16 protein-coding genes and 2 pseudogenes are annotated in these 17,676 nt (G+C 71.5%); 7 read left to right on the forward strand and 11 right to left on the reverse strand.

All coding sequences use genetic code 11. The annotated features are described in order from the left end of the window. Positions 1–417: 417 nt before the first annotated feature. The 3 genes and pseudogenes from pepN to AB0M62_RS03805 form a co-directional block, all read right to left on the reverse strand. Complete coding sequence (gene pepN / locus AB0M62_RS03795) at positions 418–2,931, reverse strand: aminopeptidase N (protein WP_366072473.1); 2,514 nt, start codon at positions 2,929–2,931, stop codon at positions 418–420. Positions 2,932–2,980: 49 nt separating this feature from the next. Then, a complete protein-coding gene (locus tag AB0M62_RS03800) occupies positions 2,981–3,304 on the reverse strand; it encodes a chorismate mutase (RefSeq protein ID WP_366072474.1) in 324 nt (107 codons plus the stop codon). Between the two features lie 11 nt (positions 3,305–3,315). Continuing rightward, positions 3,316–3,777 (reverse strand): annotated as a pseudogene (locus AB0M62_RS03805) (AraC family transcriptional regulator); the annotation flags it as partial. Here AB0M62_RS03805 and AB0M62_RS03810 point away from each other — a divergent pair. Further along, positions 3,775–4,101: pseudogene (locus AB0M62_RS03810) on the forward strand (beta-galactosidase); the annotation flags it as partial. The pseudogenes AB0M62_RS03805 and AB0M62_RS03810 sit on opposite strands and share 3 nt — an antisense overlap. 172 nt (positions 4,102–4,273) lie before the next feature. Here the strand turns inward: AB0M62_RS03810 and AB0M62_RS03815 are convergent. After that, positions 4,274–5,050 carry a serine protease gene (locus AB0M62_RS03815; protein ID WP_366072475.1) on the reverse strand — a complete coding sequence of 259 codons (777 nt, stop codon included), beginning with the start codon at positions 5,048–5,050 and terminating at the stop codon, positions 4,274–4,276. A 196-nt stretch (positions 5,051–5,246) separates the two neighbouring features. On the opposite strand from AB0M62_RS03815, the gene AB0M62_RS03820 reads away from it, so the two are divergent. Next, positions 5,247–6,137 carry a hypothetical protein gene (locus AB0M62_RS03820; RefSeq protein ID WP_366072476.1) on the forward strand — a complete coding sequence of 297 codons (891 nt, stop codon included), beginning with the start codon at positions 5,247–5,249 and terminating at the stop codon, positions 6,135–6,137. Here the strand turns inward: AB0M62_RS03820 and AB0M62_RS03825 are convergent. Beyond that, positions 6,134–6,289 carry a hypothetical protein gene (locus AB0M62_RS03825; protein WP_366072477.1) on the reverse strand — a complete coding sequence of 52 codons (156 nt, stop codon included), beginning with the start codon at positions 6,287–6,289 and terminating at the stop codon, positions 6,134–6,136. The two genes, AB0M62_RS03820 and AB0M62_RS03825, sit on opposite strands and share 4 nt — an antisense overlap. 237 nt (positions 6,290–6,526) lie before the next feature. On the opposite strand from AB0M62_RS03825, the gene AB0M62_RS03830 reads away from it, so the two are divergent. Then, positions 6,527–8,026, forward strand: coding sequence for an ankyrin repeat domain-containing protein (locus AB0M62_RS03830; RefSeq protein WP_366072478.1), 1,500 nt, complete (start codon positions 6,527–6,529; stop codon positions 8,024–8,026). A gap of 193 nt (positions 8,027–8,219) precedes the next feature. Here AB0M62_RS03830 and AB0M62_RS03835 read toward each other — a convergent pair whose 3' ends face one another. Together AB0M62_RS03835 and AB0M62_RS03840 are read right to left on the reverse strand one after the other, a co-directional pair. Continuing rightward, the gene (locus AB0M62_RS03835; RefSeq protein WP_366072682.1) at positions 8,220–9,137 is read right to left on the reverse strand and encodes an SDR family oxidoreductase; all 918 of its coding nucleotides are present in this window, start codon (positions 9,135–9,137) and stop codon (positions 8,220–8,222) included. 65 nt (positions 9,138–9,202) lie between these two features. Continuing rightward, positions 9,203–9,997 (reverse strand): SDR family oxidoreductase, encoded by a 795-nt coding sequence (locus tag AB0M62_RS03840; protein WP_366072479.1) that lies wholly within the window; start codon positions 9,995–9,997, stop codon positions 9,203–9,205. Positions 9,998–10,086: 89 nt separating this feature from the next. Here AB0M62_RS03840 and AB0M62_RS03845 point away from each other — a divergent pair, with 89 nt between their 5' ends. The 4 genes from AB0M62_RS03845 to AB0M62_RS03860 are packed head-to-tail and all read left to right on the forward strand — an operon-like array spanning position 10,087 to position 13,656. Next, positions 10,087–11,004: an enoyl-CoA hydratase family protein gene (locus AB0M62_RS03845; protein ID WP_366072480.1), complete on the forward strand. Its 918-nt coding sequence runs from the start codon at positions 10,087–10,089 to the stop codon at positions 11,002–11,004. Then, the gene (locus AB0M62_RS03850; RefSeq protein ID WP_366072481.1) at positions 11,001–11,852 is read left to right on the forward strand and encodes a CoA-transferase; all 852 of its coding nucleotides are present in this window, start codon (positions 11,001–11,003) and stop codon (positions 11,850–11,852) included. The genes AB0M62_RS03845 and AB0M62_RS03850 overlap by 4 nt, the downstream gene beginning before the upstream one ends. Continuing rightward, complete coding sequence (locus tag AB0M62_RS03855) at positions 11,849–12,589, forward strand: CoA-transferase (protein ID WP_366072482.1); 741 nt, start codon at positions 11,849–11,851, stop codon at positions 12,587–12,589. The genes AB0M62_RS03850 and AB0M62_RS03855 overlap by 4 nt, the downstream gene beginning before the upstream one ends. Next, positions 12,589–13,656: a nitronate monooxygenase gene (locus AB0M62_RS03860; RefSeq protein ID WP_366072483.1), complete on the forward strand. Its 1,068-nt coding sequence runs from the start codon at positions 12,589–12,591 to the stop codon at positions 13,654–13,656. Before AB0M62_RS03855 ends, AB0M62_RS03860 begins: the two co-directional genes overlap by 1 nt. A gap of 143 nt (positions 13,657–13,799) precedes the next feature. Here the strand turns inward: AB0M62_RS03860 and AB0M62_RS03865 are convergent, their stop codons facing one another. The 4 genes from AB0M62_RS03865 to AB0M62_RS03880 all read right to left on the reverse strand — a co-directional run bounded on the left by AB0M62_RS03865 (position 13,800) and on the right by AB0M62_RS03880 (position 17,659). Next, complete coding sequence (locus AB0M62_RS03865; protein ID WP_366072484.1) at positions 13,800–15,359, reverse strand: DEAD/DEAH box helicase; 1,560 nt, start codon at positions 15,357–15,359, stop codon at positions 13,800–13,802. 87 nt (positions 15,360–15,446) lie between these two features. Further along, the gene (locus AB0M62_RS03870) at positions 15,447–15,650 is read right to left on the reverse strand and encodes a cold-shock protein (RefSeq protein WP_037915390.1); all 204 of its coding nucleotides are present in this window, start codon (positions 15,648–15,650) and stop codon (positions 15,447–15,449) included. A gap of 210 nt (positions 15,651–15,860) precedes the next feature. Further along, positions 15,861–17,018: an acetyl-CoA C-acetyltransferase gene (locus tag AB0M62_RS03875; protein WP_366072485.1), complete on the reverse strand. Its 1,158-nt coding sequence runs from the start codon at positions 17,016–17,018 to the stop codon at positions 15,861–15,863. A 26-nt stretch (positions 17,019–17,044) separates the two neighbouring features. Beyond that, entirely contained in the window at positions 17,045–17,659 is a 615-nt protein-coding gene (locus AB0M62_RS03880) for a TetR/AcrR family transcriptional regulator (RefSeq protein WP_366072683.1), read from the reverse strand. Positions 17,660–17,676 lie beyond the last annotated feature (17 nt).

A 17,676-nucleotide genomic window follows, 5' to 3' on the forward strand; every position in this document is an offset into this window, starting at 1 on the left:
GATCAGCGGGCGCATCCGCAGAGCTCAACGATCTCAACCCGAAAGTGGTACTGCGGTGCGCGGAGGGGTGGCTGGGGGTGGGTGGCTGGTACGGACATGGCGGCCGGGGCCGGGCCGCGCCGGGGCCGGGCCGGGCCCACCCCGAACCTGCCGCGCCCCGCAACCATCCACCGGCCCGGCGGCCACTACGCCGACCCCGGCCGCCCGAGACCGTACGTGCCCGGCTCCGCTCCCCGGGGCCGCCCGACGTACATCCGCGCCAGCGGGACGCGGCTTCCTGTGAAGGGTGTCCGAAGGCCATCGGGCAGCGACGCGACCGCAGAGAGCGCCCATTACAGGAAGACACGGCCCGCCAAACTCTCAAACCGGGCGGCCCCGGGTTACCCGAACTACCAACCCCCGGTGGAGGCGCCCCCCTCAGCGCCTCCGCTCAGTCCCCCGTACCTCCAGCGCCCGCCGCAGGTCGTCCAGTTGGTCCGCCAGCTTGCGGCGCAGCGCCGGGATCATCTCCGTGGTCCGCAGGCACTCCTCGCCCAGGCGCAGGGACTCCGTGTCCGCCGCGTGCAGCGGGAACGCGTAGCGGCCCGCCGCTTCCGCGATCGCCGGGCCTCTGCGGGCGGCCAGGGCGACGGCGGCCGGGTAGTACTGCGGTACGTACTCCCGTACGAGGTCGGCCTGTTCGGGTTGCCAGAAGCCCTGGGCCGTGGCCGAGAACAGGTAGTTGGACAGGCTGTCCGAGGCGAACATCCGCTCCCAGGCCTCACGTTTGGCCGTCGCGTCCGGCAGTGCCGCACGGCAGCGTGCCGCGCCTTCCTGGCCGGTCGCGGTGGGGTCCTGGTCCAGCTCCGCGGCGATCGCCGTCTCGTCCGCCGCGCCGAGTACCGCGAGCCGGTGCAGGATCCGCCAGCGCAGTTCGGGGTCGAGTTCCGGCCCGCCGGGGACGCTGCCCGATGTCAGCCAGTCCTGGATGCCGTCGGGCTGGGTCGCGCTGCCGATGAAGTGGCGTACGGCTGTGAGCCTGAGTCCGGCTCCGTCCCCGCCCTCCGTGCGCCGGATCAGGTCGCGGCAGATGGCGGTGAGGGTGGCGAGGGCGGCGGGCCGCGACACGTGCGGCAGGTAGCGGTCGGCGATCTGGGTGCTCGCGAAGGCGAGCACGCCCTGGACGATCGCCAGGTCGGATTCGTGGGGCAGATGGGCGCGGGCTGCCTCCAGGTAAGCGGTGGGTGGCAGTTCGCCGTCGCGGACCATGTCCCGGGCCGCGTTCCAGATGACGGCGCGGGCCAGCGGGTCGGGCAGGCCCGACAGGGAACGTACTGCCGTGTCCCAGGAGGCGGGGTCGAGGCGCACCTTGGCGTAGGTGAGGTCGCCGTCGTTGAGGAGCACCAGGTCCGGCCGGCGGCCGGGCCGTGTGGTGGCGACGTCCGCGTCGGACTGCGGGACGTCGAGTTCGAAGCGTTCGCGCAGTACGAGGCGTCCGGGTTCGGCGGGTGCCTTGTCGTATGTGCCGACGGCGATGCGGTGGGGGCGGCCGCCGTCGTGGTCGACGGCGAGGGTCCAGGTTCCGTCAGCCGTGGAGATCGTCGGGGTGAGGGTGTCGACGCCGCTGGTGCGCAGCCATCGCTGTGCCCACGCGTGCACGTCGCGGTCGGTCGTGTGTGCGAGGGATTCGATGAAGTCCGCCAGGGTGGCGTTTGCGAACTTGTGCCGGGCGAAGTGGGTGTTGATTCCGGCGAGGAAGTCCTTTTCGCCAAGCCAGGCCACGATTTGGCGCAGTGCGGAGGCGCCTTTGGCGTAGGAGATGCCGTCGAAGTTCAGCATGGCTGACGCGGTGTCGGGGACGGCGGCCGGGTCGGGGGCCACGGGGTGGGTGGTGGGCCGTTGGTCGGCGTCGTACCCCCAGGACTTGCGGACGATCCCGAAATCCACCCAGGTGCCGGTGAAGCGGGTGGCTTCGGTGAGGGTCTGGTAGCCCATGTACTCGGCGAAGGACTCGTTGAGCCAGATGTCGTCCCACCAGCGGAGGGTGACGAGGTCTCCGAACCACATGTGGGCCATCTCGTGGGCGATGACCATGGCGCGGGTCTGGCGCTCGGTGTCGGTGACGGCGGAGCGGTAGATGAACTCGTCCCGGAAGGTGACGAGTCCGGGGTTCTCCATGGCGCCCGCGTTGAATTCGGGGACGAAGGCCTGGTCGTAGGAGTCGAAGGGGTAGGGCTCCTCGAACTTCTCGTGGTAGCGGTCGAAGCACTGCCGTGTGATGTCCAGGATTTCGTCGGCGTCGGCGTCGAGGTACGGCGCGAGGGAGCGGCGGCAGTGGATGCCGAAGGGGAGTCCGGCGTGTTGGGTGCGTACGGAGTGCCAGGGGCCGGCGGCGACGGCGACGAGGTAGGTGGAGATGCGCGGGGTCGGGGCGACGGTCCAGCGGCCGTGTCCCTGGTGCTCGGTGATGCCGTTGCCGAGGACGGTCCAGCCGTCGGGGGCGGTGACGTTCAGTTCGAAGACGGCTTTGAGGTCGGGCTGGTCGAAGGCGGCGAAGACGCGTTGTACGTCGTCCATGAAGAGCTGGGTGTAGAGGTAGGTCTCGCCGTCGGTGGGGTCGGTGAAGCGGTGCATGCCCTCGCCGGTGCGCGAGTACCGCATGGACGCGTCTGTGCGCAGCTCGTGCCGGCCGGCGGCGAGGCCGGTGAGGGGGAGCCTGTTCCCGTCGAGCGTCTCGGGGTCGAGGGGCTGTCCGTCGAGGGTGGCAGAGCGCAGTACGGCCGGCTTGAGCTCGACGAAGGTGTCCCCGGCCGTCCGCGAGGTGAACTGGATGACGGTCAGGGAGTCGAAGGTGTCCTCGCCGCCGGTCGTCAGATCGAGGCTGATCGTGTACCGGTGGATGTCGAGGAGCTGGGCTCGGGTCTGCGCTTCGCCGCGCGTCAGTACGGACATGGGGGACATGCTGCCCGATGCGGTGGGGGTGGCACAGGGGGTGGTGTGCTCAGCTGCCGTTCGCCGTCGGTTTGGAGGCGATCGTCTCGTGGTGGCGGATCACCTCGGCGATGATGAAGTTCAGGAGCTTTTCGGCGAAGGCGGGGTCGAGCTTGGCGTTCTCGGCGAGCTGGCGCAGGCGGGCGATCTGGCTGGCCTCGCGGTCGGGGTCCGCGGGCGGCAGGTGGTGTTCGGCCTTGAGGTGGCCGACCTGCTGGGTGCATTTGAAGCGCTCGGCGAGCATGTGGACCACGGCGGCGTCGATGTTGTCGATGCTGTCGCGCAGCCGGGACAGTTCCGCGCGTACGGTCTCGTCGATGTTGCTGGAGGTCATGGTCCTTGAGCTTACGGGGCGGGTGGGGGGCCGGAGGATGCGATGGCCGGTGGGTGGCGGGGGTCGGGGATCTGCTGGCTCCAGCCGCCTGGTAATGCCCGGCCCTGCTGTTCGCGGAAGCGGACCGGTGCGGTGCCGACACGGCGGGTGAACAGGCGGGAGAAGTAGGCGGGGTCGTCGTAGCCGACGCGGCGGGCGACGGCCGCGACGGGCAGTTCGGTGGCGGCGAGGAGTTCCTTCGCGCGGCCGAGGCGGATGCCGAGGAGGTAGTCCTTGGGGCTGCAGCCCGCGCTGCGGCGGACGGCGGTGCGCAGTTCGGCGGGGGTCATGCCGTGACGGGTGGCGTGTTCGGCGACGGACAGGGGCTGGAACGCGTCGCGGGCGAGGGCTTGGAGGACGGGGTCGCCGTCGGCGTTGGTGTCGGCGCGGGCGCGGCGCAGGGCGACGAGGAGTTCGTGGACGGCGGCGCCGGTGTACGGGCCCAGGGCCTGCGGCTGGACGCCTTCGAGGACGCCGGGGCGGTGGCGGCGCTGGCCTTCCGAGAGCCGGCGGAGGGCGGGGCGACGGGCCTGTACCGGGGCCGGTTCGATGTGTCCGGCGCCGGGGACGCGTCGCTCCGGCTGCCGGGCTGGGTGCGGGGCTTCGTCTGGGTGAACGGCCTCTGCCTGGGCCGGTACTGGGCGGCGGGCCCTCAGGAGTCGCTGTACGTGCCGGGGCCGGTGCTGCGTGAGGGCGGCAACGAGGTGTGGGTGCTGGAGCTGGACCGTGCGGGCGGGCGTTTCGCGGAGTTCGGCTGAGCGGGCGGGCCCACGGCCGCGGCGGCCGGTGGGCTCGGCGCCTGTGGCCCGGCGCATGCGGGCTCGGCGGCCTGGGAACTGCGCGGCCGCGGGCACGGCGCCCGCCCCGTCCGCCCGCCCCGTCCGTCCGGCCGGTGGTGCCCGAGCCGGAGGAGCGGGGCGGGCGGCGTGCTCAGAGCCCTGCCGCTGCCGACTTGATCTGGGCGGCGAAGGTGGACACCTCGGTGTAGACACCGGGGTAGCCGGCGCGCGCACAGCCCTCGCCCCAGCTGGTGATGCCTACCTGGACCCAGGCGCCGGCGTTGTCCTTGCGGAACATCGGACCGCCGGAGTCGCCCTGGCAGGTGTCGACGCCGCCCTGGGCCATGTACCCGGCGCAGATCTCCTCGCCGGCGACGAGGCTGCTGCCGTACGCCTGCTGACAGGTGGCGTCGGAGACGAAGGGGACGTTGGCCTTACGCAGGTAGCGCTGCTGGCCGCCGCCCTCGGTGGCGGCGCCCCAGCCGGCGACGGTGAAGGTGCCGCTGTTGTACTGCGTGGTCTCGGCGATCTTCAGGGTCGGGAGGTTGATCGGCTTGGAGAGCTTGATCAGCGCCCAGTCCTTGCCGGTGCCGTTGTAGCCGGGGGCCTGGAGGACCTTGGTCGACTTCACCTTGATGGCGCTGGAGCTCTGGAGGTCCACGACGCCCGCGGTGGCGGTGATGGAGGTGTTGTTCCCGGAGCCGTTCACACAGTGCGCGGCGGTGAGCACGATGGTCTGGGTGTACAGCGCGCCGCCACAGCCCATGGAGAGCCGGACCATGAAGGGGAATTCGCCCTGGACGGCGCGGACTCCGCCCACCACGGGCGGCGGCGCGGCGGACGCGGAGGTGGGCTGGAGGCTGATGGCCGCGAGTCCGACGGCGACGACAGCGGCGGATCTCTTGAGCAGGCTGATGAGTTTCTTCAACGGACTGCCTTTCGTGGGGGGTTGGACAATCGTGGCGAGTTCATGCCAAGTCAGTGGGCATGACCCCGCCAAGACGCTGTTGGATTATGGGGAGTCGCTCAGCCGTGCGACAAGGGACCCTTTCCAGCCACAACCGCCCACGCCCCGGTGACCGCTTACAGTGGAAGCCGGTTCACCTTCATCCGGAGGTACGGACGTGGCGAACGGCAGCGAGGTCGTACACGGCTATCCGCACCTCACCACCGTGCGGGCGGCCATCACCGCGCTCTACAGGCGGCTCTCCTACGACGGCATCCGCGGCTACGCGCCGAGCTTCGCCCCCGTCGACGCGGCCTTCTCCGACCAGGACGACCTGCACCTCGGTGCCCAGCGGGTCGCCCACGCGATGGTCCAGCACCTGCACCTGCCCGACGCCCGCATGATCGTCAGCTTCCGCGAGATGGAACACGCGGCGAGCGTCGAACTCGCGGCGGGGCCGGAGTACTTCATCGAGCTCAACGATCGCTTCAGGACCCACCGTCAGGACATCGGCGCCGCCCTGGCCCACGAGATCACCCACATCCTGCTGCACCGGCTCGGCCTCGAATTCCCCGGCACCCGCGACAACGAGATCCTCACGGACACGGCCTCCGCCTACCTCGGCGCGGGCTGGCTGCTGCTCGACGCCTACCGCGAGGACGCCAGTTCGAGCCAGAAGCTCGGCTATCTGACCCCGGAGGAGTTCGGCTACGTCCTGGCCAAGCGGGCGCTCCTCTTCGACGAGGACCCCGCCGTGCGGTTCACCAGCCCGCAGGCGTACACGGCCTACACCAAGGGCCTGGCGCAGGCCCGCGGCGACGAGCAGCAGCCTCCGCTGACGGCAGCGGGCTGGTCGGGCCGCCGCCGGTACGCGAAGGACCGCCGGTACGCGGTCGACCACGCGGGGCCGGCACCCGCCGGCTCCCCGTACAGCTTCGACGGCGGCCCCGGGGCGCTCCGGGTCGCCTTCGACTGCCCCACCTGCCGCCAGCGCATCCGCGTCCCGGTCCGCGGCCGCGTACGGGCCCGGTGCGGCCTGTGCCGAACGGTCCTGGAGTGCGACACCTAGGAAGTGTCCGCGCCGCACGATGATCCGGCGGAAGCGGGGCCGGGCACCCCGCGGGCGTCCTCGCCCCGTGCCGCCGCGTTGCGCACCCGCTTCGTCCTGCCGCGCACGGCGAGAACGGTCACGATGAGTTCGACGGCCACCGATGCGGCCATGGCGCGGTCCGGGTCGGCCAGGACGCTCGCGGAGAGCCAGTCGTTCGGATGCCGGCACGGTCGTCAGCGCCTGCCGGTAGACCGCGGGGCGGTCGTGGCCCTCGGGATGGAGCGCTGCCGTCGCCTCGACGGCCCGGACACGCGGCGGAGGGTGGTTCTGCATCTGGTGAGCCTTCCCCTCCGGACCTCGGACGAAATGATTTTGCAGTCGGGCACCGCTCGGGTGATGGTCGGAGTATGGACATAGAGCCGGCAGCAGGCCACGGGGACCTCTTCGAGGCCGTGGTCAGTGGTGAGGACGACACTGTGGTGCGGCTGCTTCGATCGGGCATCCCGGCCGAGGCGACCGACGAGGAAGGACAGACCGCCCTCTATCTGGCCGCTGTCCAGGACCAGCCCGGCATCGCCCGGCTGCTGCTCGCCGCCGGTGCCGATCCGAACCGGTCCTCCGGCCAGGACTCCGTGGACCTGCCGCTGTGCGGCGCCGCGTGTGGGGGGCACGCCGAGGTCGCACGGGCCCTGCTGGCCGCCGGCGCGCAGCCGGACCGCCGGGAGGAGTTCGGGTACACGGCGATGACGTGGGCCGTGCAGCAGGGCCACACCGACACGGTGGAGACGCTGCTCGCGTACGGGGCGAGCCCGGACCTGGCCGGCCCTCACGGGGAACCGCCGCTGGTGCTCGCCGCGCGGCGCGGGGCCGCAGGCACCGTACGGACGCTGCTGGAACACGGCGCGGCGGCGAAGAACGAGGCGCTGGGCGAAGCCCGGCGGTGGCTCGGGCTGGATGTGGAGCAGGAGCTGCGGCGCAGGCTTACGAGCGCGTACGAGGGCGAGTTCGACACGGTGACGCGCCGGGTCGAGGAGGACGGCGGCGTGACGGTCGTCGTCGAGCTGCTGGGAGACAACGCCCCGCGGGCGGGCGACGAACAGCAGACCGGGCATGCCGCGATCGCCACGCTGCTGGAGGCGGAACTCGGCATCCAGACGCCTTTCGCCGAGCTGGCGGAGCGGGCCCTGCGGTGCGGGGATCCGGACAACGACGACTGGATCGAGGCGATGCACGTCCTGCACCGGCGCGGCGACGAGGAGACCTTCCAGGCCGCGTCCGCGTGGTGCGCGAGCGGCGAGCCCATGCGGCAGGCGTTCGCCGCGGATGTACTGGGCCGGCTCGGCTTCCAGGGCGGGGAGAAGCCGTTCGCGGCGCGCTCGCTGCCTGTACTGCGTGAGCTTTCCCGGGAGGCGGCGGACCCGGAGCTGATCCAGTCCGCCGTACTGGCGCTGGGGCATCAGGGCGATCCGGCCGCTCTGCCGGAGATCCTGCGCCATGCGGGGCATCCGGACCCCGAGGTCCGGTACCGGGTGGCGCTCGCTTTGGGCGGGTTGGTGCCGGGCGACCACGAAGAGGCGATCGGGCTGCTGGTCACGCTGAGCGGCGACACCGACGACCGGGTGCGGGACTGGGCGACGATGGCGCTGGCGGGTGTGGACGCCGACACTCCGACGGTGCGGGAGGCGTTGGCGGCCCGGCTGGACGACGACGACGCGGACGCCGCGGCGGAGGCGGCGCGCGGACTGGCGATGCGTCAGGATCCGCGGGCCACCGGGGCGTTGGTCCGGATCCTTGCCGACGAGGATCCGGACGGCTACGCGTACTCGACTGCCGCGCAGGCCGTGGAGTACGTCGTGGACGAGGGCGACAGGATGCGGCTGGAGCGGACGGCGCCCCGCTGCCGCTGACACGCTCGGCGACTTGCTCGAGGAGAGCGCAGTCACCTCGCCGCTGCGCCCTTGGACGTTGGCCGGCCCGACCCGCCGAACTCCCCGACCCACGAACCCCCCGACCCGCCGAACTCACAACCGGGCGGCCCCGCCTCCCCCGGACAAAGCACCCCGGACAACGCACCCCGGCCACCGTCACCCCCGCGCCCCCTCACCCCCGGCCCACACCCCTCACCCCGTACACCGGCTGCGCCGGCTCCGCCCGCGCCAGTAGTTTTGCCGCCGTCTCCCCCGCCTCCGCCGGGGTCCAGCGCGCGCCATTGTCCGCCGTCGGGCCGGGGCGCCAGCCCTCCATCACCGTGATGCGTCCGCCCTCGGCCTCGAAGACCCGGCCGGTCACCCCGGCGCTCGCCGCCGAACCGAGCCAGACCACCAGCGGCGAGACGTTCTCCGGCGCCATCGCGTCGAACTCGCCCTCCCCCGGCGCCGCCATCGCCTCGGCGAACGTCTGCTCCGTCATCCGGGTGCGCGCTGCCGGAGCGATCGCGTTGACCTGCACCCCGTATCGCCCCATCTCCGCCGCCGCCACCAGCGTCAGCCCGACGATGCCGGCCTTGGCCGCCGAGTAGTTGCCCTGCCCGAGGCTGCCCAACAGCCCCGCTCCGGAGCTGGTGTTGACGACCCGAGCGGGCACCTTCCGGCCCGCTCCGGCCTCCGCACGCCAGTGCGCAGCGGCGTACTTGAGCGGCAGGAAATGCCCCTTGAGGTGCACCCTCATCACCGCGTCCCAGTCGTCCTCGTCCAGGTTCACCAGCATCCGGTCGCGCAGGAACCCCGCGTTGTTGACCAGAGTGTCCAGCCGCCCGAACGCGTCCACCGTGGTCGCGACGAGTGATGCCGCGCCCTCACTCGTCGCGATGTCACCGCCGTGCGCGACCGCCCGGCCTCCCCTCGCCACGATCTCGTCCACGACCTGCTGCGCCGGGCCGGCCGACACGCCCGCCCCGTCCAGCTCCACTCCCAGGTCGTTGACGACCACGCGGGCTCCCTCCGCCGCGAAGGCCAGCGCGTGGGCGCGCCCCAGCCCACGTCCCGCACCGGTCACGATCACCACGCGTCCCGCGCACAGACCCGGCCCAGACCCAGCACCCCGCCCGGCACCTCGCCCTGCGCCCCGTCCGCCAACTCGTCCGGTCATCCCTCAAGCTCCCTTCTTGACACTGAGTTGACACTGGCGGCATCCAGAAACGCGGGCCGTTCCCCGCCCCCGTGCACGAGCAGCGAGGCCCCGCTCACGTATGCGGCCCGGTCCGAGGCGAGGAAGACGGCAGCGTCGCCGATCTCGTACGGTTCCGCCAGCCGGCCGGCCGGGACCGTTCGTCCGACGGCGTCCACCCCCGCCCGGTCCCCGTAGTGCACGTGCGACAACTCGGTGCGCACCATCCCGAGAACCAGCGTGTTCACCCGCACCTCGGGCGCCCATTCCACGGCCATCGAACGGGCGAGGCTGTCCAGCCCCGCCTTGGCCGCTCCGTATGCGGCTGTCCCGGGCGAGGGGCGCGACCCGCTGACGCTGCCGATCATCACGATCGAGCCGCGCGTCCGCTTCAGATGCCCGTACGCCGCGAGGGAGGCGGTCATCGGCGCCACCAGGTTGAGTTCCACCACCCGCCCGTGCCGTTCGGCGTCGCCCTCTCCCAGCTTCCGGTAGGGCGTCCCGCCCGCGTTGTTCACCAGTACGTCGAGCCGGCCGTGGCGGGCCGCGAGCCCGGCGAAGAAGTCCTCGACCGCAGCGGCGTTCCGCAGGTCGACGGGGGCGAACTCGGCCTTGCGGCCGTCCGCCTCGACGACTCCCTCCGGCGGCCTGCGCGCGCAGACCACCACGTCCGCACCCGCCTGCAGGAACGCCCGCGCGATCCCCGCGCCGACGCCCCGCGTGCCGCCCGTGACGACCGCGACCCGGCCGGCCAGATCCACAGTGATGCTCAACCCGCACCTCCCGCAGCGCGCGATCCGCTGCTACCTTCCCCACCTAACGCACCTAACAAATGTTTGGTGGAAAGGTAGCTGATCCTCTGATGGGTGTCTCCACCTCGAGCCCGGACAAGGGCATTCGCGTCGTCACGGTCGACTTCCCGCCCGTCAACGCTCTCCCGGTGCAGGGCTGGTACGACCTCGCCGGCGCCCTCCGAACGACGGGACGCGACCCCGACGTCCGCTGCGTCGTACTCGCCGCATCGGGCCGCGGCTTCAACGCCGGCGTCGACATCAAGGAGCTGCAACGTGACACCGGCGGCCACCGTGCTCTGATCGGTGTCAACCGCGCTTGCGCCGAAGCCTTCGCCGCGGTGTACGAGTGCGAGGTTCCCGTCGTCGCGGCCGTCAACGGCTTCTGCCTCGGCGGCGGCATCGGCCTGGCCGGTAACGCCGACGCGATCGTCGCCTCCGACGACGCCACTTTCGGACTGCCCGAACTCGACCGCGGCGCACTCGGCGCCGCCACCCACCTCGCCCGCCTCGTCCCGCAGCACCTGATGCGCACGCTGTACTACACCTCGCGCACCGCCACCGCCGCCGATCTGCACGCGTACGGCTCGGTCTGGAGCGTCGTCCCCCGCAACGAACTCCTCGACGCCGCCCTGGAGCTGGCCCGCGAGATCGCGCAGAAGGACGGCTGCCTGATCCGGCTGGCCAAGGCCGCCATCAACGGAATCGACCCCGTGGACGTGCGCCGCAGCTACCGCTTCGAGCAGGGCTTCACCTTCGAGGCCAACCTCAGCGGAGTCGCCGACCGCGTCCGCAACGGCTTCGGCACCGGTTCCGGAACAGGCGCAGGCGCAGGCGCCAGCACCGAGACCAGGACCAGCACCGGCACCGGCACCGGCACCGGCACCGGCACCGACCGCAGTACGGCCGGCACTCGAGCCGCCACAGCGGAGAACCGAGCCGCCACGGCGGCCGGCAGCACCGAAGGCGAGCAGGAGGGCTCTCGATGAGCGACAAGACGATGACTCCCGACGAGGTCGTCTCCCGGCTCCGCAGCGGCATGACGATCGGCATCGGCGGCTGGGGCTCGCGCCGCAAGCCCATGGCCCTGGTACGGGCACTGCTCCGCTCCGAGATCACCGATCTCACCGTCTTGTCCTACGGAGGCCCCGACGTGGGTCTGCTCGCCGCCGCCGGCCGGATCCGCAAGCTGGTCGCGGCCTTCACCACCCTCGACTCGATCCCCCTGGAGCCCCACTTCCGCGCCGCCCGGCAGAACGGTGCCTTCGAGTTCACCGAGATCGACGAGGCGATGTTCATGTGGGGCCTTACCGCGGCTGCCAACCGGCTGTCCTTCCTCCCGGTCCGCGCCGGGCTCGGCTCCGACGTCATGCGTGTCAATCCCTCCCTCCGCACGGTGAAGTCCCCCTACGAGGACGGCGAGGAGTTCGTCGCCGTACCCGCCCTGCGCATGGACGCCGCCCTGGTCCACATGAACCGCGCCGACCGGCTCGGCAATGGCCAGTATCTGGGCCCGGACCCGTACTTCGACGACCTGTTCTGCGAGGCGGCCGACTCGGCGTACGTCTCCTGCGAGCAGCTCGTCGAGACGGCCGGTCTCACCAAGGACGCGGCTCCGCAGACGCTCCTCCTCAAGCGCCACTCGGTCACCGGCGTGGTGGAGACCCCGAACGGCGCCCACTTCACCTCTTGTGCCCCGGACCACGACCGCGACGAGGCCTTCCAGCGGTTGTACGCGACCACTCCCTGGCCGGAGTTCGCCGATCGCTTTCTGTCCGGCGACGAGAAGTCGTACCAGTCCGCCGTACAGGCCTGGCACAAGGAGCGGAAACGATGACCAAGAGCCCCCCGACCCGCGCCGAGCACTGCGTCATCGCGTGCGCCGAGGCCTGGCGCGACGACGGCGAGGTGCTGGCCGGCCCCATGGGTACGATCCCGTCGATCGGCGCCCGGCTGGCCCGGCTCACCTTCGCCCCCGATCTGCTCCTGACCAACGGCGAGGCGCTGCTCATCGGCGCCGACGGCGTGACGGAGGGCTGGCTGCCGTACCGGGCGCACCTCACCATGGTCACCGGCGGCAAACGCCACGTGATGATGGGCGCAAGCCAGATCGACCGCTTCGGCAACCAGAACATCTCCTGCATCGGCGACTGGGAGCAGCCCGCCCGCCAGCTGCTCGGCGTCCGCGGGGCACCCGTCAACACGCTCAACAACCCGACCAGTTACTGGGTCCCCAAGCACTCCAGCCGGGTCTTCGTCGCCCGCGTGGACATGGTCTGCGGCGTGGGTTACGACAGCGCCGCCGCGGCCGGCGCCTCCGCGACCCGCTTCCACCGCATTCCGCGCGTGGTCAGCAACCTCGGTGTCTTCGACTTCGCGACAGCGGACCGGTCGATGCGGCTGGTTTCCCTCCACCCCGGTGTCACCGTCGCCGAGGTCCGGGAGGCAACCGGCTTCCCGCTCGCGGTGCCCGACGACGTCCCGTACACGCGTGAGCCGACAGCGGCCGAACTCCGGTTGATCCGTGAGGAGCTGGACCCGCACAGCACGCGCGAGCGTGAGGTCCCGGCGTGATGGAGACGGCACTCACGAAGCTCACCGGAGTACGGCACCCGGTCGTCCAGACCGGCATGGGCTGGGTCGCCGGCCCCCGGCTCGTCTCGGCCTCGGCCAATGCCGGCGCGCTGGGCATCCTCGCCTCCGCGACGATGACCCCGGAGCAGCTGAAGTCGGCCGTGCGGGAGGTCAAGTCCCGTACGGACGCCCCTTTCGGGGTCAATCTGCGCGCCGACGCCGGCGATGCGCGCGACCGGGTACGGGTCCTCATCGACGAGGGAGTGAAGGTCGCCTCGTTCGCCCTCGCGCCGTCCAGGGACCTCTTCGCGGAGCTCAAGGACGCCGGTGTCGTGGTCATCCCCTCCGTCGGCGCCCGCCGGCACGCCGAGAAGGTCGCCGCATGGGGCGCTGACGCCGTCCTCGTGCAGGGTGGTGAGGGCGGTGGTCACACCGGCCAGGTCGCCACCACCGTCCTCCTCCCCGAGGTCGTCGACGCGGTCGGCATCCCGGTCATCGCGGCCGGCGGCTTCTACGACGGCCGCGGCCTGGTCGCGGCCCTCGCCTACGGCGCGGCGGGCATCGCCATGGGCACCCGCTTCCTCCTCACGTCCGACTCGACCGTGCCGGAAGCGGTGAAGGCCAGATACCTCGCGGCGAGCGTCAAGGACGTCACGGTCACCACGGCCGTCGACGGCCTCCCGCACCGCATGCTCCGTACCGACCTGGTCGGCTCCCTCGAGAAGGCGGGCCGTACGAAGGCCCTTGCCCGAGCGGTGCGCCATGCCGCCGGGTTCAGGAAGATCTCCGGGCTGAGCTGGGCACGGATGATCCGGGACGGCCTCGCGACGAAGCACGGCAAGGACCTCACCTGGAGCCAGGTCCTGCTGGCCGCCAACACTCCGATGCTCCTCAGAGCGGCCATGGTCGAAGGCCGTACCGACCTCGGTGTCATGGCGTCCGGCCAGGTGGCCGGGTTGATCGGGGACCTGCCCTCGTGCGAGGAGCTGATCACCCGTGTCATGGCGGAAGCGCACTCGGCGCTCGAAGAACTGCGCGCGCTTCGCACCCTGCCGACACCAGGGTGAATGCCTTGAACGCCCTGAGTGCCCTTGCCCGTCCCTGCAGTTGCCCGCGTCGGAAACGGCAGGCCTGCATCAGAAACGGCCCGGGCCCGGGCCTTCGCACGCCGGCGAGGCTCCGGGCCCGGCCGTTGGGCCGACCCGAGGGGTCAGGCGGCCGCGCGGCGACCGCCGCCGGTGCCGCCGCCCTGAGCGCCACGGCCCGTGCGGCCGCGCCCGCCGCGGCTGCGGCTGCCCGGACGCGAGGAACGGCCGCCGTTGCCACTCCCGCTCGCACCCCCACTGCCATTGCCGCCGCCACTGCCATTGCCACCGCCACCGCCGCCGGAGCGGCGCTGCGGCTGTACGGCGGGCTGCGGGACCTCGATGGTGACCGCCACGCCGGAGGGCTCGCGGGCACCGGTGAGGCGGGACAGCTCCGCGTCGCTGGACTTGATGCGGGCGGCCGTCTGCGGGCTGATGCCCGCGTCGGACAGCAGCCGGCTCATCTCCCGCTTCTGCTCGGGGAGCACCAGGGTGACGACGCTGCCGGACTCGCCGGCCCGGGCGGTGCGGCCGCCGCGGTGCAGGTAGTCCTTGTGGTCGGTCGGCGGGTCGACGTTCACGACGAGGTCGAGGTCGTCGATGTGGATGCCACGGGCCGCCACATTGGTCGCCACCAGGGCGGTGACGTGCCCGTTCTTGAACTGGTCGAGCGTGCGGTTGCGCTGCGGCTGCGAACGGCCGCCGTGCAGGCCGGCCGCACGTACGCCGCTGGCCAGCAGCCGCTTGACGAGCCGGTCCACGGACCGCTTGGTGTCCAGGAACATGATCACGCGGCCGTCGCGGGCGGCGATGCGGGTGGTGACGGCCTTCTTGTCGGTCTCGTCCGCCACGTACAGCAGGTGGTGATCCATGGTGGTCACCGCGCCGGCCGACGGGTCGACCGAGTGCACCACGGGGTCGGTGAGGAACATCCGTACGAGACGGTCGATGTTCCGGTCCAGGGTCGCCGAGAAGAGCATCGTCTGCCCACCCGGCGCCACCTGCTTGAGCAGGGCCGTGACTTGCGGCATGAAGCCCATGTCGGCCATCTGGTCGGCCTCGTCCAGCACGGTGATCCGTACCTGGTCGAGCTGGGCGTCGCCCCGCTCGATGAGGTCCTTGAGGCGGCCGGGCGTGGCGACGAGCACCTCGGCGCCACGGCGGAGCGTGCCGGCCTGGCGGCCGATCGACATACCGCCGACGACCGTCGCCAGCCGCAGGTTCACGGCGGTGGCGTACGGGGTGAGGGCGTCGGTGACCTGCTGCGCCAGCTCACGCGTGGGTACGAGCACGAGGGCGAGCGGGGCACGCGGCTCGGCACGCCGGCCGGCGGTACGGCCCAGCAGCGCGAGGCCGAAGGCGAGCGTCTTGCCGGAGCCGGTACGCCCGCGGCCGAGGAGGTCGCGCCCCGCGAGGGAGTTCGGCAGGGTCGCGGCCTGGATCGGGAACGGCTCGGTCACACCTTGTGCGACGAGCGTCTTGAGCAGGGCGGCGGGCATGTCCAGCTCGTCGAATGCCTGGACCGCGGGCAGCGCGGGGGTGGTGCTTTCCGGCAGCGTGAATTCACCCTGCGGGGGCGTGACCCTGCGGGCGGGACCCTTGCCTGAGGACTTGGCAGGGGCCTGGCCGCGCGAATTCGACGGGCGCTTGCGGGCGGGACGGGCCGGGCGTTCGGAGCGAGTCATACAGAAAATGCCTTCCTGGGGACAGCACAAGCCGGGACCCGCACCTCGACGGTGCGGGCCCCGGCCAGGAGCAATGCGTCCGGGCGATTAGGCCGGGACGATGTTCTCCGCCTGCGGGCCCTTCTGGCCCTGCGTGACGTCGAAGGAAACCTTCTGGCCCTCCTGGAGCTCACGGAAGCCCTGGGTGGCGATGTTGGAGTAGTGGGCGAAGACGTCGGCGCCGCCGCCGTCCTGCTCGATGAAGCCGAAGCCCTTTTCCGCGTTGAACCACTTCACGGTGCCAGTAGCCATTTTTATTCTCCTAAATAGGGGCAGAGCCGGAAATCCGCGATGTTACGGATTCCTCGTCGCCGCAATGTCCCCATCCGGAGATGCCGGAAAAACAATAATGCGCCTGAGGAACATTCCCGTCAGGCGCACATAAAGTTCATGGGTACCAAAACTGCAACGCTTTGAACTCTAGCATGCGCCGCCCGGGCTGTGCGGTAGCCGTCGCGCAGGTCACAGCCGTTCGACGATCGTCACGTTCGCCTGTCCGCCGCCCTCGCACATGGTCTGCAGGCCGTACCGGCCGCCCGTGCGCTCCAGCTCGTGCAGCAGCGTGGTCATGAGTTTGACCCCGGTGGCGCCCAGCGGGTGGCCGAGGGCGATCGCGCCTCCGTTGACGTTGACCTTTTCCGGGTCGGCGCCGGTCTCCTTCAGCCAGGCCAGGACCACCGGGGCGAACGCCTCGTTGATCTCGACGAGGTCGATGTCGTCGATCGACATGCCGGCCTTCTTCAGCGCGTGCGCCGTCGCCGGTATCGGCGCGGACAGCATCCGGATCGGGTCCTCACCGCGCACCGACAGATGGTGGATACGGGCGCGCGGGGTCAGCCCGTACTCGGCGACGGCCCGCTCGCTCGCGAGCAGCATCGCCGAGGCGCCGTCGGAGACCTGTGAGGAGCAGGCGGCGGTGATGCGGCCGCCCTCGACGACCGGCTTGAGGGCCGCCATCTTCTCCAGGGACGTGTCGCGGCGCGGTCCCTCGTCCACGGTGGCCTCTCCGTAGGGGACGAGCTCCCGGTCGAAGCGGCCCTCGTCGATCGCGCGCAGAGCGCGCCGGTGCGAGCGGAGGGCGAATGCCTCCATGTCCGGGCGCGATATCCCCCATTTCCCGGCGATCAGTTCGGCGCCGTGGAACTGGTTGACCGGCCGGTCGCCGTAGCGGGCCCGCCAGCCCTCGCTGCCCGCGAAGGGGCCTTCGGCGAGCCCGAGCGGCTCGGCGGCCTGCCGGGAGGCGAAGGCGATCGGAATCAGGCTCATGTTCTGGACGCCACCCGCGACCACCAGGTCCTGGGTACCGGACAGCACTGCCTGCGCGGCGAAGTGCACGGCCTGCTGCGAGGAGCCGCACTGCCGGTCGATGGTGACGCCGGGCACCTCTTCGGGCAGCCCGGCGGCCAGCCACGCCGTGCGGGCGATGTCGCCGGCCTGTGGGCCGACCGTGTCCAGACACCCGAAGACGACGTCGTCGACGACGGCCGGGTCGATGCCGGAGTGGGCAACCAGCGCCTTGAGGATGTGCGCGCCGAGATCGGCGGGGTGGACGGCGGAGAGCCCGCCCCTCTTCCGGCCGACCGGAGTGCGTACCGCTTCGACGATGTAGGCCTCGGCCATGGCTGCTGCTCCTTGGTGGGGTCGGTTCAGGTGCGAACGGCGATGCCGTCCAGCACCATCGACAGGTACTGGCGGGCGATCTCGTCGGGACTGTGCCCGCCGCCGGGCCGGTACCAGGACGCGGCGACCCAGACGGTGTCGCGCACGAAGCGGTAGGTGAGGCGGATGTCGAGGTCTGCACGGAATGCCTTGGCGGCGACGCCGCGCTCCAGCGTCCCCAGCCACGCCTTCTCGAACTTCTGCTGCGAGTCGGAGAGGTAGTGGAAGCGGGGCTGGGCGGAGAGGTGCCTGGACTCCTTCTGGTAGATGGCGACGGCGGCGCGGTGCCGGTCGATCTCCCGGAAGGACTCGGTGACGAGGGCTTCGATGGTCTCTCGCGGCCCGAGACCGGCGGCGAGGACGGCGTCGTACCCGTCCCAGAGCTCGGTGAGGAACGCGGAGAGGATCTCGTCGAGCATCGATTCCTTGGAATCGAAGTGGTAGTAGAGGCTGCCCGCGAGCATGCCCGCCTCGTCGGCGATCTTGCGGACGGTGGTGGCGTTGTAGCCCTGTGCGGCGAAGACCTCGGCGGCGGTGTCGAGGAGTTCGCGACGCCGCTCGGGCGAGGCGGTCACCTGGGTCTTTTTCTTGTTGTTCGGCACATCGCCATTGTCGTCCA

Origin of the sequence: Streptomyces sp. NPDC051219, assembly GCF_040682335.1 — a bacterium.
Lineage (GTDB): Bacteria > Actinomycetota > Actinomycetes > Streptomycetales > Streptomycetaceae > Streptomyces.

Excerpts from the sequence above, each read along its gene's own strand:
- AB0M62_RS03800 (WP_366072474.1), bottom strand. The coding sequence starts at position 3,304 with ATGACCTCCAGCAACATCGACGAGACCGTACGCGCGGAACTGTCCCGG.
- AB0M62_RS03850 (WP_366072481.1), top strand. The coding sequence starts at position 11,001 with ATGAGCGACAAGACGATGACTCCCGACGAGGTCGTCTCCCGGCTCCGC.
- AB0M62_RS03830 (WP_366072478.1), top strand. The coding sequence starts at position 6,527 with ATGGACATAGAGCCGGCAGCAGGCCACGGGGACCTCTTCGAGGCCGTG.
- AB0M62_RS03855 (WP_366072482.1), top strand. The coding sequence starts at position 11,849 with ATGACCAAGAGCCCCCCGACCCGCGCCGAGCACTGCGTCATCGCGTGC.
- pepN (WP_366072473.1), bottom strand. The coding sequence starts at position 2,931 with ATGTCCGTACTGACGCGCGGCGAAGCGCAGACCCGAGCCCAGCTCCTC.
- AB0M62_RS03845 (WP_366072480.1), top strand. The coding sequence starts at position 10,087 with ATGGGTGTCTCCACCTCGAGCCCGGACAAGGGCATTCGCGTCGTCACG.
- AB0M62_RS03875 (WP_366072485.1), bottom strand. The coding sequence starts at position 17,018 with ATGGCCGAGGCCTACATCGTCGAAGCGGTACGCACTCCGGTCGGCCGG.
- AB0M62_RS03860 (WP_366072483.1), top strand. The coding sequence starts at position 12,589 with ATGGAGACGGCACTCACGAAGCTCACCGGAGTACGGCACCCGGTCGTC.
- AB0M62_RS03865 (WP_366072484.1), bottom strand. The coding sequence starts at position 15,359 with ATGACTCGCTCCGAACGCCCGGCCCGTCCCGCCCGCAAGCGCCCGTCG.
- AB0M62_RS03870 (WP_037915390.1), bottom strand. The coding sequence starts at position 15,650 with ATGGCTACTGGCACCGTGAAGTGGTTCAACGCGGAAAAGGGCTTCGGC.
- AB0M62_RS03825 (WP_366072477.1), bottom strand. The coding sequence starts at position 6,289 with ATGGCCGCATCGGTGGCCGTCGAACTCATCGTGACCGTTCTCGCCGTG.